The organism is Streptomyces sp. SID5643, assembly GCF_009872555.1.
GTDB classification, from domain to species: Bacteria; Actinomycetota; Actinomycetes; order Streptomycetales; family Streptomycetaceae; genus Streptomyces; species Streptomyces iakyrus.
Map to the genome: position 1 here is coordinate 1 of NZ_WWIC01000119.1, position 17,277 is coordinate 17,277.

The 17,277-nt window shown below is 71.6% G+C and carries 17 protein-coding genes and 1 pseudogene; 9 read left to right on the top strand and 9 right to left on the bottom strand.

The window, feature by feature from the left end; translation table 11 throughout:
- The first annotated feature begins 64 nt into the window (after positions 1 to 64).
- The 5 genes from GTY56_RS15055 (at position 65) to GTY56_RS15075 (ending at position 6,495) form a co-directional block, all read left to right on the top strand.
- Positions 65 to 2,104 (top strand): bifunctional aldolase/short-chain dehydrogenase, encoded by a 2,040-nt coding sequence (locus tag GTY56_RS15055; protein ID WP_161365866.1) that lies wholly within the window; start codon positions 65 to 67, stop codon positions 2,102 to 2,104.
- Entirely contained in the window at positions 2,101 to 3,561 is a 1,461-nt protein-coding gene (locus tag GTY56_RS15060) for a rhamnulokinase (protein ID WP_161365867.1), read from the top strand. The genes GTY56_RS15055 and GTY56_RS15060 overlap by 4 nt, the downstream gene beginning before the upstream one ends.
- A 71-nt stretch (positions 3,562 to 3,632) precedes the next feature.
- Positions 3,633 to 4,388, top strand: a complete 756-nt coding sequence (locus GTY56_RS15065) for a (Fe-S)-binding protein (protein ID WP_161365868.1) — start codon at positions 3,633 to 3,635, stop codon at positions 4,386 to 4,388.
- On the top strand, positions 4,385 to 5,863 hold the full coding sequence (locus GTY56_RS15070) for a LutB/LldF family L-lactate oxidation iron-sulfur protein (RefSeq protein ID WP_161365869.1): 1,479 nt from the start codon (positions 4,385 to 4,387) through the stop codon (positions 5,861 to 5,863). The genes GTY56_RS15065 and GTY56_RS15070 overlap by 4 nt, the downstream gene beginning before the upstream one ends.
- Positions 5,860 to 6,495, top strand: a complete 636-nt coding sequence (locus GTY56_RS15075; RefSeq protein ID WP_161365870.1) for an LUD domain-containing protein — start codon at positions 5,860 to 5,862, stop codon at positions 6,493 to 6,495. The genes GTY56_RS15070 and GTY56_RS15075 overlap by 4 nt, the downstream gene beginning before the upstream one ends.
- A gap of 13 nt (positions 6,496 to 6,508) precedes the next feature.
- Here GTY56_RS15075 and GTY56_RS15080 read toward each other — a convergent pair whose 3' ends face one another.
- Complete coding sequence (locus GTY56_RS15080) at positions 6,509 to 7,303, bottom strand: SDR family NAD(P)-dependent oxidoreductase (protein ID WP_161365871.1); 795 nt, start codon at positions 7,301 to 7,303, stop codon at positions 6,509 to 6,511.
- Positions 7,304 to 7,462: 159 nt separating this feature from the next.
- On the opposite strand from GTY56_RS15080, the pseudogene GTY56_RS40555 reads away from it, so the two are divergent.
- Positions 7,463 to 7,606: pseudogene (locus tag GTY56_RS40555) on the top strand (ABC transporter ATP-binding protein); the annotation flags it as partial.
- A 266-nt stretch (positions 7,607 to 7,872) separates the two neighbouring features.
- Here the strand turns inward: GTY56_RS40555 and GTY56_RS15090 are convergent.
- From GTY56_RS15090 to GTY56_RS15120, 7 genes are all read right to left on the bottom strand, one after another.
- Positions 7,873 to 8,748, bottom strand: coding sequence for a sigma-70 family RNA polymerase sigma factor (locus GTY56_RS15090; RefSeq protein WP_161365872.1), 876 nt, complete (start codon positions 8,746 to 8,748; stop codon positions 7,873 to 7,875).
- Positions 8,745 to 9,128, bottom strand: coding sequence for a VOC family protein (locus GTY56_RS15095; RefSeq protein WP_161365873.1), 384 nt, complete (start codon positions 9,126 to 9,128; stop codon positions 8,745 to 8,747). The genes GTY56_RS15090 and GTY56_RS15095 overlap by 4 nt, the downstream gene beginning before the upstream one ends.
- A 222-nt stretch (positions 9,129 to 9,350) precedes the next feature.
- A complete protein-coding gene (locus GTY56_RS15100) occupies positions 9,351 to 9,695 on the bottom strand; it encodes a hypothetical protein (RefSeq protein ID WP_161365874.1) in 345 nt (114 codons plus the stop codon).
- A gap of 187 nt (positions 9,696 to 9,882) precedes the next feature.
- Entirely contained in the window at positions 9,883 to 10,488 is a 606-nt protein-coding gene (locus tag GTY56_RS15105) for a dihydrofolate reductase family protein (RefSeq protein WP_161365875.1), read from the bottom strand.
- A gap of 154 nt (positions 10,489 to 10,642) precedes the next feature.
- Positions 10,643 to 11,002, bottom strand: a complete 360-nt coding sequence (locus GTY56_RS15110) for a cupin domain-containing protein (RefSeq protein ID WP_161365876.1) — start codon at positions 11,000 to 11,002, stop codon at positions 10,643 to 10,645.
- Positions 11,003 to 11,062: 60 nt separating this feature from the next.
- Positions 11,063 to 12,043 (bottom strand): pyridoxal-phosphate dependent enzyme, encoded by a 981-nt coding sequence (locus GTY56_RS15115; RefSeq protein ID WP_161365877.1) that lies wholly within the window; start codon positions 12,041 to 12,043, stop codon positions 11,063 to 11,065.
- The gene (locus tag GTY56_RS15120; RefSeq protein WP_161365878.1) at positions 12,040 to 12,720 is read right to left on the bottom strand and encodes a helix-turn-helix transcriptional regulator; all 681 of its coding nucleotides are present in this window, start codon (positions 12,718 to 12,720) and stop codon (positions 12,040 to 12,042) included. Before GTY56_RS15120 ends, GTY56_RS15115 begins: the two co-directional genes overlap by 4 nt.
- A 194-nt stretch (positions 12,721 to 12,914) precedes the next feature.
- Between GTY56_RS15120 and GTY56_RS15125 the strand changes: the two genes are divergently transcribed.
- From GTY56_RS15125 to GTY56_RS15135, 3 genes are read left to right on the top strand one after another with little or no spacing between them, the layout of a single operon-like run.
- A complete protein-coding gene (locus GTY56_RS15125) occupies positions 12,915 to 13,835 on the top strand; it encodes a metal ABC transporter solute-binding protein, Zn/Mn family (protein ID WP_161365879.1) in 921 nt (306 codons plus the stop codon).
- Complete coding sequence (locus GTY56_RS15130; RefSeq protein WP_161365880.1) at positions 13,832 to 14,677, top strand: ATP-binding cassette domain-containing protein; 846 nt, start codon at positions 13,832 to 13,834, stop codon at positions 14,675 to 14,677. The genes GTY56_RS15125 and GTY56_RS15130 overlap by 4 nt, the downstream gene beginning before the upstream one ends.
- Complete coding sequence (locus tag GTY56_RS15135) at positions 14,674 to 15,555, top strand: metal ABC transporter permease (RefSeq protein WP_161365881.1); 882 nt, start codon at positions 14,674 to 14,676, stop codon at positions 15,553 to 15,555. The genes GTY56_RS15130 and GTY56_RS15135 overlap by 4 nt, the downstream gene beginning before the upstream one ends.
- Positions 15,556 to 15,562: 7 nt before the next feature.
- On the opposite strand, the gene GTY56_RS15140 is transcribed toward GTY56_RS15135, so the two are convergent.
- The gene (locus tag GTY56_RS15140; protein WP_161365882.1) at positions 15,563 to 17,260 is read right to left on the bottom strand and encodes an amidohydrolase family protein; all 1,698 of its coding nucleotides are present in this window, start codon (positions 17,258 to 17,260) and stop codon (positions 15,563 to 15,565) included.
- Between the last annotated feature and the right edge of the window lie 17 nt (positions 17,261 to 17,277).

A 17,277-nucleotide genomic window follows, 5' to 3' on the forward strand; every position in this document is an offset into this window, starting at 1 on the left:
GTGGTTGATCGCGCAGTTCCCCGCGCCCCTGAGATACACACTCTCCGTTGCAAAGGAACTGTTCATGGCTGTTCATCCCGAAGCCGACGCTCTGCTCGCCCGGTCGCACCGGCTCGGCAGCGATCCCCGGAACACCAACTACGCGGGGGGCAACGCCTCCGCCAAGGGCACCGGGACCGACCCCGTCACCGGTGGGGACGTCGAGCTGATGTGGGTCAAGGGGTCCGGCGGTGACCTCGGGACGCTGACCGAAGCGGGGCTGGCCGTGCTGCGGCTGGACCGGATGCGGGCCCTGGTCGACGTCTACCCCGGTGTCGAGCGCGAGGACGAGATGGTCGCCGCGTTCGACTACTGCCTGCACGGGAAGGGCGGGGCCGCCCCGTCCATCGACACCGCGATGCACGGGCTGGTCGAGGCCGCGCACGTCGATCATCTGCACCCGGACTCGGGGATCGCGCTCGCCTGCGCCGCCGACGGGGAGAAGCTGACCGCCGAGTGCTTCGGGGACCGTGTGGTGTGGGTGCCGTGGCGGCGCCCCGGGTTCCAGCTCGGGCTGGACATCGCCGCGGTGAAGAAGGCCAACCCGCAGGCCGTCGGGTGCGTGCTCGGCGGGCACGGGATCACCGCCTGGGGTGACACCTCCGAGGAGTGCGAGCGGAACTCGCTGCACATCATCCGGACCGCCGAGACGTTCCTCGCCGAGCGGGGCAAGCCCGAGCCCTTCGGTCCGGTGATCGCCGGGTACACCGCGCTGGGCGTCGCGGAGCGGCGGGAGCGGGCCGCCGCGCTCGCCCCGTACGTGCGGGCCATCGCCTCGCAGGACCGGCCTCAGGTCGGGCACTTCGACGACTCCGAGGTCGTGCTCGACTTCCTCGCGAGCGCGGAGCACCCGCGGCTCGCCGCGCTGGGGACGTCCTGCCCGGACCACTTCCTGCGCACCAAGGTCCGGCCGCTGGTGCTGGACCTGCCGCCGAGCGCCCCGCTCGACGAGGCGATCGCCCGGCTGAAGGAGCTGCACGCCGGGTACCGCGAGGAGTACGCCGCCTACTACCGGCGGCACGCCGAGCCCGACTCCCCCGCCATGCGCGGCGCCGACCCGGCGATCGTGCTGGTACCGGGCGTGGGCATGTTCTCCTTCGGCAAGGACAAGCAGACCGCCCGGGTCGCGGGCGAGTTCTACGTCAACGCCATCAACGTGATGCGTGGCGCCGAGGCGGTGTCCACGTATGCGCCGATCGAGGAGTCCGAGAAGTTCCGGATCGAGTACTGGGCGCTGGAGGAGGCCAAGCTCCGGCGGATGCCGAGGCCCAAGGCGCTGGCGACCCGGGTGGCGCTGGTGACGGGCGCCGGGAGCGGCATCGGGAAGGCCATCGCGCACCGGCTCGTCGCCGAGGGGGCGTGTGTGGTCGTCGCCGATCTCGACACGGAGAACGCCGAGGCCGTCGCCGAGGAGCTGGGCGGGCCCGACAAGGCCGTCGCCGTGACGGTGGACGTGACGTCGGAGGAGCAGATCGCCGAGGCGTTCCGGGACGCGGTGCTGGCCTTCGGCGGCGTCGATCTGGTGGTCAACAACGCGGGCATCTCGATCTCCAAGCCGCTGCTGGAGACCTCCGCCAAGGACTGGGACCTCCAGCACGACATCATGGCGCGCGGGTCGTTCCTGGTGTCGCGGGAAGCCGCCCGGGTGATGACCGCCCAGGAGCTGGGCGGTGACATCGTCTACATCGCCTCGAAGAACGCCGTGTTCGCCGGTCCCAACAACATCGCCTACTCCGCCACCAAGGCCGACCAGGCGCACCAGGTGCGGCTGCTCGCCGCCGAGCTGGGCGAGCACGGCATCCGCGTCAACGGGGTCAACCCGGACGGTGTCGTGCGCGGGTCGGGCATCTTCGCCGGCGGGTGGGGTGCCAAGCGGGCGGCCGTGTACGGGGTGGAGGAGGAGAAGCTCGGTGAGTTCTACGCCCAGCGGACCATCCTCAAGCGCGAGGTGCTCCCCGAGCACGTGGCCAACGCCGTGTTCGCGCTGACCGGTGGGGACCTCACCCACACGACCGGTCTGCACATCCCCGTCGACGCCGGCGTAGCGGCCGCCTTCCTGCGATGAGCGCCGAGAAGTCGTACGCCGCGGTCGACCTCGGCGCGTCCAGCGGGCGCGTCATGGTCGGCCGGGTGGGCCCGGACAGCCTGGAGCTCGCCGAGGCGCACCGTTTCCCCAACCGGCCCGTCCGAGTGCCCGAAGGACTGCGCTGGGACGTGCTCGGGCTGTACGCCGGAGTGCTGGACGGGCTGCGGGCGGCGGGTGCCCACTGCGGTGGACGACTCGACTCCGTCGGCATCGACAGCTGGGCCGTGGACTACGGGCTGCTGGACGCGGACGGCGCTCTGCTCGGCAACCCCGTGCACTACCGCGACCGCCGGACCGAGGGGGTCGCGGAGAAGGTGTGGGCGTCCGTGCCGGCCGAGGAGCTGTACGCCGCGACCGGATTGCAGTACGCGCCCTTCAACACCCTGTACCAGCTCACCGCCGCCCGCTCCACGGCCCAGCTCGACGGGGCCCGGCGGCTGTTGCTGATGCCGGACCTGCTGACGTACTGGCTGACCGGTGAGCAGGGCACCGAGCTGACCAACGCGTCCACGACCCAGCTGATCGACCCGCGCACCCGTGACTGGGCGTACGACGTCGCCTCCCGGCTCGGCATCGACCTGGGCCTGTTCGCGCCGCTGCGGCGGCCCGGCGATCCGGCGGGGCCGCTGCGCGGCGAGGTGCTGGAGGAGACCGGGCTCGCCGGTCCCGTGCCGGTGACGGCGGTCGGGTCGCACGACACCGCCTCCGCGGTCGCCGCCGTACCGGCCTCGGACGAACGGTTCGCCTACATCTGCACCGGCACCTGGTCGCTGGCCGGTCTGGAGCTGGACGCGCCGGTGCTGACCGAGGAGAGCCGGGCGGCCAACTTCACCAACGAACTGGGGCTGGACGGCACGGTCCGCTACCTGCGCAACATCATGGGGCTGTGGCTGCTCCAGGAGTGCGTACGGGCCTGGGGCGACCCGGACCTGGGCACGCTGCTGCTGGAGGCGTCCAAGGCTCCGGCGCTGCGGTCGGTCGTGGACGCGGGGGACGCGGCGTTCCTCGCGCCCGGGCGGATGCCGGAGCGGATCGCCGAGGCGTGCCGGCTCTCCGGGCAGCCGGTGCCCGAGTCGCCGGCCGAGGTGACGCGCTGCATCCTCGACTCCCTCGCCCTCGCCCATCGCAAGGCCGTCCAGGACGCCCAGCGGCTGGCCGGACACCCGGTGGACGTCGTGCATGTGGTCGGCGGCGGCACGCGCAACGCCCTGCTGTGCCAGTTGACCGCCGACGCGTGCGGGCTGCCGGTGGTGGCCGGGCCGACCGAGGCCGCCGCACTGGGCAACGTCCTCGTACAGGCGCGGGCGCACGGGCTCGTCGGCGGCCTGGCCGGGATGCGGCGGCTGCTGGTGAACACGCAGCCGCTCACCCGGTACGAGCCCCGGGGCGGGACCGAGCGGTGGCACGCAGCGCAGGCCCGGCTCACCGGGGACTGACGAGGGTCTCCCCCGCGTATCATCCCCGGACTACGCTTCACTCATCCGATGACCGACCACAAGGAGCCGCGATGCGTGTCGCCCTGTTCCTCACCTGCGTCAACGACACGCTCTATCCGGACACCGGACGCGCCGTGGTGAAACTGCTGACCAGGCTGGGCGTCGACGTCGACTTCCCGACGGCGCAGACCTGCTGCGGACAGGCGCACTACAACACCGGATACCGTCACGAGGCCGAGCCGCTCGCCCGGCATTTCTCCGATGTCTTCGGCGAGTACGAGGCGATCGTGACACCGTCCGGGTCGTGCGGGGCGATGGTGCGGGAGCTGTACCCGCGGATGGGCGAGCGGGCCCGGGCCGAGGGGCGGGGCGACGCCCTCGCGGCGACGCTGGCGCCGGTGGTGCCCAAGACGTACGAGCTGACCGAGTTCCTGGTCGACGTGCTGGGCGTGACGGACGTCGGGGCGTACTACCCGCACACGGTGACCTACCACCCGACCTGCCACGGGCTGCGCGGGCTCGGACTCGGTGACCGGCCGCGTCGGCTGCTGGAGTCGGTCAAGGGGCTGGAGCTGGTCGAACTGCCCGGGGCCGACGAGTGCTGTGGGTTCGGCGGCACCTTCGCGCTGAAGAACTCCGACGTCTCGGCGGCGATGGGCGCCGACAAGGTGCGCAACGCCGAGTCGACGGGCGCCGGGGTGCTGTGCGCGGCCGACAACTCCTGCCTGATGCACCTCGGCGGGACGATGGCCCGGCTGCGGACCGGCATGCGGCCGGTGCACATCGCGGAGATCCTGGCGAGCACGGAGGAGGGACCGGCCGTATGAGCGGGACGTATCTCGGCATGCCGGCGTTTCCGGAGGCCGCGCGGGAGGCCGTGGCGAACACGACCCTGCGCGGCAATCTGCGGCACGCCACGCACACCATCCGCGCCAAGCGCGCGAAGGCCGTGACGGAGGTGTCCGACTGGGCCGAGCTGCGCGAGGCGGGCAAGCGGATCAAGGACCACACGCTGCGCCGCCTCGACCGCTACCTGGTGCAGCTGGAGGAGTCGGTCACGGCGGCGGGCGGCGTCGTGCACTGGGCCGCCGACGCGGCCGAGGCCAACGAGATCGTCACGCAGCTCGTGAAGATGACCGGCGAGACCGAAGTCGTCAAGGTCAAGTCGATGGCCACGCAGGAAATCGGGCTCAACGAGGCGCTGGAGGCCGAGGGCATCCACGCCTACGAGACCGATCTGGCCGAGCTGATCGTGCAGCTGGGCAAGGACAAGCCCTCGCACATCCTCGTCCCGGCCATCCACCGCAACCGGGGCGAGATCCGGGACATCTTCGCCCGGGAGATGAGCGAGTGGGGCCGCCCCGCCCCCGAGGGCCTGACCGACACACCGGCCGAACTCGCCGAGGCCGCCCGCCTGCACCTGCGGGAGAAGTTCCTGCGCGCCAGGGTCGGCATCTCCGGCGCCAACTTCATGGTCGCCGAGACCGGCACGCTGGTGGTCGTGGAGTCCGAGGGCAACGGCCGGATGTGCCTGACCCTGCCCGAGACGCTGATCTCGGTCGTCGGCATCGAGAAGATCGTGCCGAGCTGGCAGGACCTGGAGGTGTTCCTCCAGACCCTCCCCCGCTCCTCGACGGCCGAGCGCATGAACCCCTACACGTCGACGTGGACCGGCACCACGGACGAGGACGGTCCGCAGAACTTCCATCTGGTGCTGCTGGACAACGGCCGCACCGACACCCTCGCCGACGAGGTCGGCCGGCAGGCGCTGCGCTGCATCCGCTGCTCGGCGTGCCTCAACGTGTGCCCGGTGTACGAGCGGGCCGGCGGCCACGCCTACGGCTCGGTGTACCCGGGGCCGATCGGCGCGATCCTCAGCCCCCAGCTGCGGGGCACGGGCAGCGAGATCGACGCCTCGCTGCCGTACGCGTCCTCGCTGTGCGGGGCGTGCTACGAGGTGTGCCCGGTCGCCATCGACATCCCGGAGGTGCTGGTGCATCTGCGGGAGCGGGTCGTCCAGGGCGGGGAGGTCACCCGCGAGGGCAACAAGGTGGTGCTGCGGCCGGCGAAGGGGCACGCCGCCGAGCGGGCGGCGATGCGTGCGGCCCGCTGGGCCTTCACCCACCCGGGCGTGCTCCGCACGGGTCAGCGCGCCGCCTCCCGGTCCCGCCGTTTCCATCCCCGGACCCTGCCGGGCCCGGGCCGGGCGTGGACCGGGACCCGGGAGCTGCCGCCGGTGCCGGCCGAGCCGTTCCGGGACTGGTGGCAGCGGACGCGTGGCGGGAAGGACGGGGACAGGTGAACAGCAGGGAACGGATCCTGGGACGGGTGCGGCGCGCCCTGGCGGACGCGCCGGCCGACGAGGCGCCGATCGCGCGGGACTACCTGCGCGAGCACGGGCAGCGGACCGTCGCGGAGACGGTGGAGCTGCTCGCCGAGAACCTGGCGGACTACCGGGCGGTCGTGCACCGCTGCACGGAGGGCGGACTGCCGGGCGTGCTCCTGCGGCTCCTGGCCGAACGGGGCGCGCGCTCCGTGCTGGTACCCCCCGGACTGCCGCCGCACTGGCTCGCAGACGTCGACGCGACACACGTCCACGACCGGGCCGTGAGCACGCCGCGGGAACTCGACCGGGTCGACAGCGTCGTCACCGGGTGTGCCGTCGCCATCGCCGAGACCGGCACGATCGTCCTCGACGGCTCGCCCGACCAGGGACGGCGCCGGATCACCCTCGTGCCGGACCACCACATCTGCGTCGTCCGGGTGCCCGGCCAGGTCGTGTCGTCGGTGCCGCAGGGGCTCGAACGCCTCGACCCGGCAAGGCCGTTGACGTGGATCTCCGGGCCGTCGGCGACCAGTGACATCGAGCTGGACCGGGTCGAAGGGGTGCACGGGCCGCGCACGCTGGAGGTGGTGCTGGTCGCCCAGGACTGACCCCCGCCCGGGCTCAGGGAAGGATCGAGTCGACGTAGCCGCCGTCGACCCGCAGGGCACCGCCCGTGGTCGCCGAGGCGTGGTCGGAGGCGAGGTAGACGACCATGTTGGCGATCTCCTCCGGCTCGATCAGCCGCTGGAGCAGCGACTGCGGCCGGTGCCGGCGCATGAACACGCGCTGGGCCTCGTCCCAGGGGAGGTCTCGGTCGACCAGCTGGTAGACGAAGTCCTCGACACCGCCCGTGTGGGTCGGGCCCGCGATGACCGAGTTCACCGTGACACCGGTGCCGGCCGCCTGCTTGGCGAAGCCCCGGCCCACCGCGAGCAGGGCGGTCTTGGACATGCCGTAGTGGATCATCTCGGCGGGGATGACGACTGCCGAGTCACTGGCGATGTACTGGACGCGTCCCCAGCCGCGCCCGGTCATGCCGGGCAGCACGAGCCGGGTCAGGCGCACGGCCGACAGGACGTTCACGTCGAAGTAGCGGCGCCACTCCTCGTCGCTGATCTCCAGGGGGTCGGCGGACTCGAAGACGCCGAGGTTGTTGACGAGGACGTCGACCTGCCCCAGCGCGTCCACGGCCTGCCGGGCGCCCTCGTCGGTGGTGACGTCGGCGGCGACGGGCACCAGGTCGGCACCGGGCACCTCGTCCCGCATCCGGTCCACGGCCTCCTGCACGCGGGCTGGCGTGCGGCCGTTGACGCCCACCCGTGCACCCGAGCGGGCCAGTCCCGCTGCGATGGCGGCGCCGATGCCCTGGGTGGAGCCGGTGACCAGAGCGGTGCGGCCCTTCAGATCGATCTGCATGCCGTGTCAGCCCTTTCCGTACGGGGGCGACCGAGTACCCGCGGGGTGTCGCTGGGTACACCCCGGAACACGGGTTCTGCGGCCCGTGTGGCCGGGTCCCCTTCTCCGTAGCGTCGAGGACGAGACACAGGGCGTGTCGGACGAAGGGGGACGACGACGATGTTCCGCACCGGACCACGACGACAGGATCAGGACCAGGGGCCGGCAGCCGAGGCGCTGCGGCTGGTCAAGGTGACCAGGACGTACGGGAGCGCCGACAGCGCCGTGACCGCGCTGGACGGCGTGACGCTCGGCCTGGAGCGTACTGGCAACTGCGGCTATTCGGACTTGCGGAATCGCAGGTCGGTATCCGGAATGTTTCTCTGCATGCTTAGGCCAGCCCACTTCGGTCCCACGATCCTGTCTCCCGTCGTCCGCTGCGGACGAGCGTGCTGTCTCGGAGGCATAACGCCGGGGCACAGCCCGCGCGACTCTGGCCACGGCGGATGGCGTGTGCACTCGACGCCGGGGCGTGGTTCCGCCATCGCACGGACACCGTCCTGTCGGAGTGCGAGGTGTCCGACACCGGCTCAAGTCTCGGCGGGCAGATGGATCGAGGCCAGTTTGGCAGGGTCGACGACGATGTGGATGGCGGTGATCCGTCCTTCGGTGACGGTGAAGGCGATGAGGGAGAGGGGGGTTCCGTCGGGGTGCCAGGACATGTGGCCGGGGATGCCGTTGACCAGCACGGGCCGATGGCGGGCGACCTCGCCGGAGAACATGCGGGCCCCGGAGGCGACCTTGGTGGCGCCGAGGGTGACGACCACGCCGTCGGAAGTGTCGACGGTCAGTTCCACGTTCGGGTCGAGGACACGCAAGAGTGCTTCGAAGTCGCCGCTGCGGGCGGCGGCGCCGAATGCCTGGACGACCTCTCGGTGCTCGCGGCCGGGGCCCGCCGGTCGGTTCGTAGCGTGGACCTTGCGGCGGGCGCGGCTGGCGACCATCTTGGTGGCGGCGGTGGACTTGCCAAGGATCCGGCCGATTTCGTGGAACGGGACTGCGAACATGTCGTGCAGGACGAACGCCAGGCGCTCGCTCGGGGTAAGCGAGTCGAGCACGACCAGCAGGGCGAGGCCGACCGAATCGGCCAGCGCCGCCTGCTCGTCCGGCGCGGGGTCATCGTCGGGTATCACCACGAGGTTCGCGAACTCCTGCTCGTAGGCGATTTCGGGGTGGGCTCGGCGGGATCTCAGGAGGTCCAGGCTGATCCGGCCGACCACCGTGGTCAGCCAGCCGGCCAGGTTGCCGATGGACGCCGCGTCCTGACGGACGAGGCGCATCCAGGCTTCCTGGACCACGTCCTCGGCGTCGGCGTGCGAGCCCAGCACTCGGTACGCGACAGCGCGCAGCCGGTCGCGCTGGGCTTCGAACGCCTCGGCCACGAGACCGGACGGGTGGGCGGTCACGGCTGACGCTGCTGACGGAGCGAGACCCGATTTCCGTCCGGATCCACCGCCTCGATGCGGACCCCGAACGGATAGTCCACGGGTTCGGGCTCTTCAAAGACGACGCCGCGCCGGCGCATGATCTCGAAGTCTTTCCGCAGGTCCTCGGATCCGAGGATCAGCGGACCGGGCGCGCCCGTGCCGCCCGGCTGTCCCGCGGCCGGCGCGTGGGACCACAGGATGATCTGCACCGGGCTGTTGGGAACCCCGACGGTAAGGAAGCGTCCGTCGGGCCCGGGGAAGTCGAGCTGCTTCTCCAGACCGAGTCCCTCGGTGTAGAACTCCAGCGCGCGGTCCTGATCCGTGACGTAGATCGTCACGTACATGATCTTGTTCAGCATCCTGCTCTCGATTCACTCGTTGATACGACCGTTCGTGTGCGGTCGTCGCTCTCATGACGAGTGCCGACGGGAGAAGGTAACAAGACCGGTCCGCGACGGCGGAAACGGAACACGCCTCACGGTTGATGCTGAGAAGCATCGTGCGGGCTTCGTCTCGCTCTGCCGTCTCTGGGGCCGGACAGAGGCCACGTGCCACGGGTAGAGGGCATCAGAAATGCGGACCTACAGGATTTCGCGACGTGCGAAGTCCGCTGCATAGCCGAGCCGTGTGTTGCCGGCGTCGTGGGACCAGGCCACCGCGCAGGTGGTGGAGATGCCCAGTACGTCGCTCAACACCGACGCCGGGATCTGAGCTGCAAGGTCCAGCAGGGCTGTGTTGCGGCTGGCACGAGCGCGGATGCCGACCCTGTTGAGCCGTACTGTCAGGTGGCTCGCGGCCATAGCTTGCCCGGCGCGACCGCCCGGGAAGAGCCACGGACCTGGCTCGTTCTGTCCCAGGACAGCGAAAGCCTGCCGGCTGTCGGCGAGTTCGAGGAACAATGACCCCAGCGGCTCGGGAATCTCCACCGGGCGGGACCCCAGCTGGAGCTGAACCGCGGCGGTGAGCCGCGGGGGCACGGTGGGAGCCAGCGAGGCCGATCCAGGACAGCACGGAGTGGACGTCGGGGATGTGACCGGCGCCGGTGACCGGGGCCACGGAATTTTCTCCAGGGGCAGGCCAAGGCAACTGCCTGGGGGGAACGGGTCCTGGGCCTCAGTAGCTGTCGTAGATGGGCTTGCCGGCCGGCCGGTAGACGCCGACGACGGTGCCGCTCTTCGTCGTCGAGACACTGACCGGCTCCAGAGCGGTGGGGGCCGTTCCGTCGGCGAACAGCCGCTTGCCGGTGCCGATGATCACGGGATGGATGGTCAGCCGGTACTCGTCGACCAGGTCGTGCCGCATGAGGGTCTGGGCGAGGTCGCCGCTGCCGACGACGTTGATGTCACCGCCGTCGGACGCCTTCAGCTCACGCACGGCGTCGGCGACGTCGCCCTCCAGCAGCGTGGAGTTCTCCCACTCCAGTGACGTCAGGGTCCGGGATGCCACGTACTTGCGCATGCTGTTCATCCGCTCGGTGAACGGGTTGCCGGGATCGGCGGTCGGCCAGTACGCCGCGAAGATGCCGTACGTCTTGCGGCCGAGCAGCATCGCGTCGGAGGGCCCGTACCAGCCGGCTATGGCCGCGCCGACCTCGTCGTCGGACACCGGCTTCTGCCAGCCGCCGTGCTCGAAGCCGCTCTCGGCGTCCTCGTCCGGCCCGCCCGGTGCCTGCATGACGCCGTCCAGCGACAGGAACGTGCAAACGATGATCTTGCGCATGGTGCGCTCCCTTCGTGTCGAAGGGTGGACCGCGCGACCACCGGAAACTCATCGGAGCCGTGATCATCCCGCGGGTCCTTGGCGTCACAGTCTGGATGCGCACGCCGATGCGACCTCGTCCAGCATCGTGGAAGAGGCTGGTACGAGGCACGGTCTAGTCCTTCTTGGCGTAGTCCTTGGCCATGCTGCCCGCGAAGTCGTAGACCACGCACTGCTCGTCGCCGACGACCCAGGCGTCGTGGCCGGGTGCGCAGACGAACACGTCGCCCGGGCCCACCTCGGTCTCCGCGCCGTCGTCCATGCGGATGTGCATACGGCCCGAGACGACATAGCCGTTGTGGTGGATCCGGCAGCTGTCCGTCCCGGCGATCGGGGCCACGGACTCGGACCAGCGCCAGCCCGGTTCGAAGGTGGCCACGGCGAAGTCGAGGCCCGTCATGTGGACGGCTTCCAGGTGGCCTCGGGGGTAGTCGCGCCGCTCGTCCGGCTTGTCGAGCGTCTTCACCTCAAGCATGACGCTCCTCCTCGGTGGGGGTGTGTTTCCATCGTCCGTCCGCCCGGGGGGCCGCGCCAATCAGCGCGCGTCGCTGCCGCAGAGCTCCGCGAAGCGCCCCGCGTCGATGTTGCCCCCGGAGATGATCACGCCGACCCGGCGCGGCAGCGTGCCCGCCCGGCCGTTGATCAGGGCGGCCAGCGGGGTGGCGCCGCTCGGCTCGACGACGATCTTCAGCCGCTCGAAGGCGAACCGCATGGCGTCCCGGATCTCGTCGTCGGTGACCAGGACGACCTCGTCGAGGAGCCGCCGGTTGACCGAGAAGGTCAGCTCCCCGGGGGTGTGCAGGGCCTGGCCGTCGGCGATGGTGCGCGGCACCGGGACGCTGATGCACCGGCCCGCCTCCAGCGAGCGCTTCGTGTCGTCCCCGGCCTCGGGCTCGACGCCGACGGTCCGGATGCCGGGATACAGGCCCTTGGCAGCCGTGGCGCTGCCGGCCATCAGCCCGCCGCCGCCGACCGGCGTCAGCAGCGCATCCAGCTCCCCCGCCTCTTCGAGCAGTTCGAGAGCGGCCGTGCCCTGTCCGGCCATGACGTGCGGATGCTCGTACGGCGGGATGAGGGCGAGGCCGCGCTCGGTGGCGAGGGCCTCGGCGATGGCGACGCGGTCACCTGTGTAGCGGTCGTACGTGACGATCTCGGCGCCGTAGCCGGCGGTGGCCGCCCGCTTCGACGGCGGGGCGTCCTCCGGCATGACGATGACGGCCGTGGTGCCCAGCTCGCGGGCGGCCAGGGCGACGGCCTGGGCGTGGTTGCCGGAGGAGTAGGCGGCGATGCCCCGGGACAGCTGCTCGGGGGTGAGACGCGAGGCAGCGTTGTAGGCGCCGCGGAACTTGAAGGCGCCCACGCGCTGGAAGTTCTCGCACTTGAGGAAGATCTCGGCGCCCGCGAGCGCGTCCAGGGTGCGGGAGCGCAGCACGGGTGTGCGGTGGGCGACGCCCTTGAGCCGGGCCGCGGCGTCCCGGACGTCGTCGAGGGTGACCGCTGGGGTGGTGGTCGTCACGTGGTTCCTCCGGTGGACGGGTCGTGGGCCGCCCGGGCCCGGGACAGGTAGTTGTAGGCGGAGGCACGGGAGATGCCGAGCCGGGCGGCGACCTGCTCGACGGCGCCGCGCACGGCGAAGACGCCGCGGGTGTCCAGACCGCCGAACAGCTCCACGCGCTCCTTGCGGCCGAGCTCCGCCCAGCTGCCCCGCTGCCGCGATCGGTGGGCGTCGAAGAGGGCGTCGACCACGGAGTCGATGTCGTTGCCGAAGGTGGTGGTCGGCAGCTCCGCCGGGGCTGCGCCGAGCCCGGCGAGCGCGCCGAGCAGGCCGTGGACCTGGGTGACGGCACCGACGTCCACGTTGACGCAGAGGGCGCCGAACACGGCTCCCGCGGAGTCGCGCAGAACCATCGTCGAGGACTTCACCTGCCCCCCGTCACGGGTGCGGGTGACGTAGTTCAGCTCGTCGGCCGCCTCGTCACCGCGGGCGAGGACGCGCATGCCGATCTCGCTCATCGCGCCGCCGACCACCCGCCCGGTCACCGAGCCGGCCACGGCGACCACCGACTTCTCCGGGTTCCGGTAGTCGTGCAGCACGACCTCGCAAACCGGCCCGAAGGTCGCGGCGATGCCCTCCACGACCGGCGCCAGTGCGGCGAGGATCGCGTCCCGCTCGGCGTCAGTCCCGCTGCTCATCCCGTCTCCTCTCACACTCACTACCTTAGACCAGATGTCCAGGGTTTGGATAGACAGTCCAGCCTTCTGCCAACAGTTGGCAATGGTTTTCACATGACTTCGGCCGGGGTCCGCTTCCGACATTCATTCCCATCTAGCGTGATGCCTGCCGATCCCCCGGCCGCCCCCCTGCGCATGCCCGTCCTGGAGGAGCCATGCCCCTGTCCACGTCCCGCCGCCTCGCCCTGCTGACCAGCGCGTCATTGGCCCTGCTCGCGGGCTGCGGCAGCTCGTCGGACTCCGCCGACGCCGAGAGCGGGCCGGCCCGCGTGGCCGTGGTCGCCTCCACGAACGTCTGGGGCGACATCGCCCGGCGCGTGGGCGGCGACCGGGTCGACGTGACCTCGGTCATCAGCGACCCCGACCAGGACCCGCACTCCTACGAGGCCGACCCGCAGAACCAGCTGGCCCTGTCCAAGGCGAAGGTCGTCGTCGAGAACGGCGGCGGCTACGACGACTTCGTCGACCGCATGCTGAAAAGCGGTCACAACGACTCCCCCCAGGTCATCGACGCGGTCGAGGTGTCCGGCAGGACCGCGCCCAAGGGCGGGGAACTGAACGAGCACGTCTGGTACGACTTCCCCACCGTCGCCAAGGTCGCCGACCGGATCTCCGCCGCCCTCGCCAAGGCCGACCCGGACGACGCGGGCGCCTTCGAGAAGAACGCCACCGCTTTCAAGGCGCGGCTCGCTCCCCTGGAGGCCAAGGAGGCGCGGATCAAGAAGGCGCACGGCGGTGAGGGTGTCGCCATCACCGAACCCGTGCCGCTGTACATGACCGAGGCGAGCGGCCTGGTGAACCGGACGCCTGCACCGTTCAGCGAGGCGATCGAGGAGGGCGACGACGTCTCACCGCGCGTACTCCGGGAGAACCTCGCACTGTTCAGCGGTAAGAAGGTCAAGGTCCTCGTCTACAACGAGCAGACCTCCGGCCCCCAGACCGAGAAGACCGAGGCGGCGGCCGAGGCGGCCGGCATCCCCGTCGTACCCGTGACGGAGACCCTGCCGAAGGGCAAGGACTACCTCGGCTGGATGACCGGCAACGTCGACGCGCTCGCCGGCGCGCTGACCAAGTGACCCCGGTGCCCCGGCAGGACGGCACGCCCCTCGTCGTGCTGCGCGGAGCCGCCCTGTCCTACGGCGAGCGCGTGGTGTGGAGCGGTCTCGATCTGGACGTACGGCCCGGGGAGTTCCTGGCCGTACTGGGCCCGAACGGTGCGGGCAAGACCAGCTTCGTCCGGGCCCTGCTGGGCCGCCGGCCGCTGTCCGCGGGCACGCTGACGGTCCTCGGCCGGCCCGCGCGGCAGGCCGCCCGGCACGTCGGCTACATACCGCAGCAGGCGGCGCTGTCCGCCCAGTCCGTGCTGCGCGCCCGGGACCTCGTCCGGTTCGGCATCGACGGCCACCGCTTCGGGCCGCGGCTGCGCACCGGCCCGGTCCGCCGCCGGGTGGACGAGATCCTGGAGTCGGTCGGTGCCTCGGCCTACGCCGACGTCCCGCTCGGCAGGCTCTCCGGCGGCGAGCGGCAGCGGGTGCGCATCGGGCAGGCCCTGGCGAGCGACCCCCGCCTCCTGGTGTGCGACGAGCCGCTGCTGTCGCTCGACCTGAACCACCAGCGGGCCGTCACCGAGCTGATCGACGCCCGGCGCCGCACCCGCGGCACGGCGGTGGTGTTCGTGACGCACGAGATCAACCCGGTGCTGGGCCTGGTCGACCGGGTGCTGTACCTGGCCCGCGGCGGTCATCGCGTCGGCACCCCGGAGGAGGTGCTGACCAGCGAGTCGCTGTCCCGCCTCTACGGCACCCAGGTCGACGTGGTGCGCGTCCGGGGCCGGGTGGTCGTGGCGGGAGCACCCGACGAGACGGCCGTCCCGCCGCACCACCCCGGACTCCAGAAGACCGAAGGAGTGCCCTCATGACACTCGCCGACGGGATCTGGCACCAGATCTTCGACTTCACCGACTACGGCGAACTCCTCTCCCTGGTCCGCAACTCCCTCGTGGCCGGCGTGGCGCTGGGTCTTGTGGGCGGACTGGCCGGGGTGTTCGTCCTGATGCGGGACCTGCCGTTCGCCGTCCACGGGATCAGTGAACTGTCCTTCGCGGGCGCGTCGGCGGCACTGCTGCTGGGCGCGAACATCGTGGCGGGCTCGATCGTCGGTTCGCTGCTCGCGGCCGGCGTCATCGGCGTCCTCGGGACACGGGCCCGGGACCGCAACTCGGTGATCGGCATCATCATGCCGTTCGGCCTGGGACTCGGCGTGCTCTTCCTCGCCCTCTACAAGGGCCGGGCGGCCAACAAGTTCGGGCTGCTCACCGGGCAGATCGTGGCCGTGGACACCCCGCAGATGTCGTGGCTGCTCGGCACCTCCGCCGTGGTGCTGGCGGCCCTGGCGGCCATGTGGCGTCCGCTCGCCTTCGCCAGCGCCGATCCGGACGTGGCAGAGGCCCGCGGGGTGCCGGTGCGCGGGCTGTCCTTCGCGTTCATGCTGGTGCTCGGGCTCGCGGTCGCCCTGTCGGTACAGATCGTCGGCGCGCTGCTGGTGCTGTCCCTCGTGGTCACCCCGGCCGCGGCGGCCGCCCGCGTCACCGCCTCGCCCGTGCTGCTGCCCGTGCTGAGCGTGCTGTTCGCCGTGGCCTCGATCGAGGGCGGCATCCTGCTGGCCCTGGGCAGCAGCGTCCCCATCAGCCCCTACGTCACGACGATCTCGTTCACCGTCTACGTGGTGTGCCGGGTGGCCGGCCGGTACCGGAACCGGCGGTGGGGGACGCGGCGGACGGCGGTGCGAACGACCTGAGCCCGGCTCACCGTTCGAAGACGACCCGCCCGTCGAACACCGTGAGATCCACCTGCACCCGCGTGATCTCGTGCGGGTCGAGGCCGAGCAGCGGCCGGTCCAGGACACACAGGTCGGCGGCCCGGCCCGGTTCCAGGGTGCCCTTCCAGCCGTCGGCGAAGTCCTGCCAGGCGGCGGTGGACGTGTAGGCCCGCAGGGCGTCGGCGAGCGGTACGCACTGCTCGGGGCCGCTGGGGCGGCCGCTGGCCTTGGACTCGCGCAGCATCATCGAGGCCACGCCCTGACGCCAGTCGGGCTCGGTGATCGGCGCGTCGGAGCTGGCGCAGACCCGTACCCCGGCGTCGAGCGCGGAGCGCACCGGCCACTGGTAGGCGGAGCGCTCGGGGCCGACGACCTCGTCCATCAGGTCGGAGATGGTCCACTTGATGGCGGGGTTCATGTTGACGCCGTAGCCGTGCGCGGCGAGCCCGGCCAGGCTGTCCGGGCTGATGAAGTCGCCGTGGATGACGTAGTGGCGGGCGTCGCGGCGGGGTGCGGCCGTGTTCGCGGCGAGGAAGGCGTCGACCACGAGGTCGATGGCGCGGTCGCCGGTGACGTGCACGCCGAGCTGGAAGCCGGCCTCGTGCCCGAGCCTGATCATCTCGCGCAGTTCGTGCTCCTGGAGTGCGGGCGTGTCGCCGTGCACGCACAGGGCGCCGTGGCCGCCGTCCGGGTACGGCTCGCTCATCCACGCCGTGCGGTTGGGCGGCACTCCGTCGGCGAAGATCTTGACTCCGATGGCCCGCAGCAGCCGGGGGTCGGCCGACTCGGGGCGGCGCAGTTCGGCCAGCCCCTTGCGGACGTCGTCGGCGGAGCCTCCCATCGGGGCGGGCAGCAGCAGGACGCTGACGCGGGCCTGGAGATCTCCGCTCGCGGCGAGGTCGGCGTAGGCGGTCCAGTTGTCGGTGCTCAGGCCGCCGAAGAGGGAGCCCGCCCCGCCGGGGCCGAGGCCGGGCTCGGTGTAGCTGGTGATGCCGCGGGAGTGCAGCTCGCGGATCACGCCCTGGATGGCCCGGCGGCGCTGGGCCCGGGTCGGGGCGGGCAGTTCGGCCTGGACGAGCCGCCCGGCGGCCTCGCGCAGGATGCCGGTGGGCCGGCCGTCGGGGTCGTGGTCGATGACACCGCCGGGCGGGGCCTGGGTGTCGGCGTCGATGCCGCAGCGGCGCAGCGCCTCGGAGTTGACCCACACCATGTGCGAGGAGAAGTCGGTCAGGCAGACCGGGTGGCGGGGGGCCACCGCGTCCAGGTCCCGCCGGTGCGGGAAGCGGCCCGGGTCGGCGAGGCACTCGGCGAGGTAGCCGGGGTCCCAGCCCAGGCCGATGATCCATTCGCCCTCCGGGGTCTCGTGTGCCGCCCGGCCGACGACCGCCGCGATGTCGGCGACGGAACCGACCGACGGGTGGCCGACGTCGAGGGCGAACGGGGGTTTCGTCATGCCGTAGGCGGCTCCGTGCAGATGCGAGTCGTTGATGCCGGGCAGCACGGTCCGGCCGTCCAGTTCGACGATCCGGGTGCCGGGCTCGGCCAGGGCGCGCATCTCCGCGTCGCTTCCGACGGCCAGGATGTCCCGGCCGCGCACGGCGACGCCCTGGGCGACGGTGAACCCGGCGTCGACGGTGAGGACCTGACCGCCGGTCAGAACGAGCGTGGGAGCGGTGTCGCTCACGGGTGACCTCATTTCAG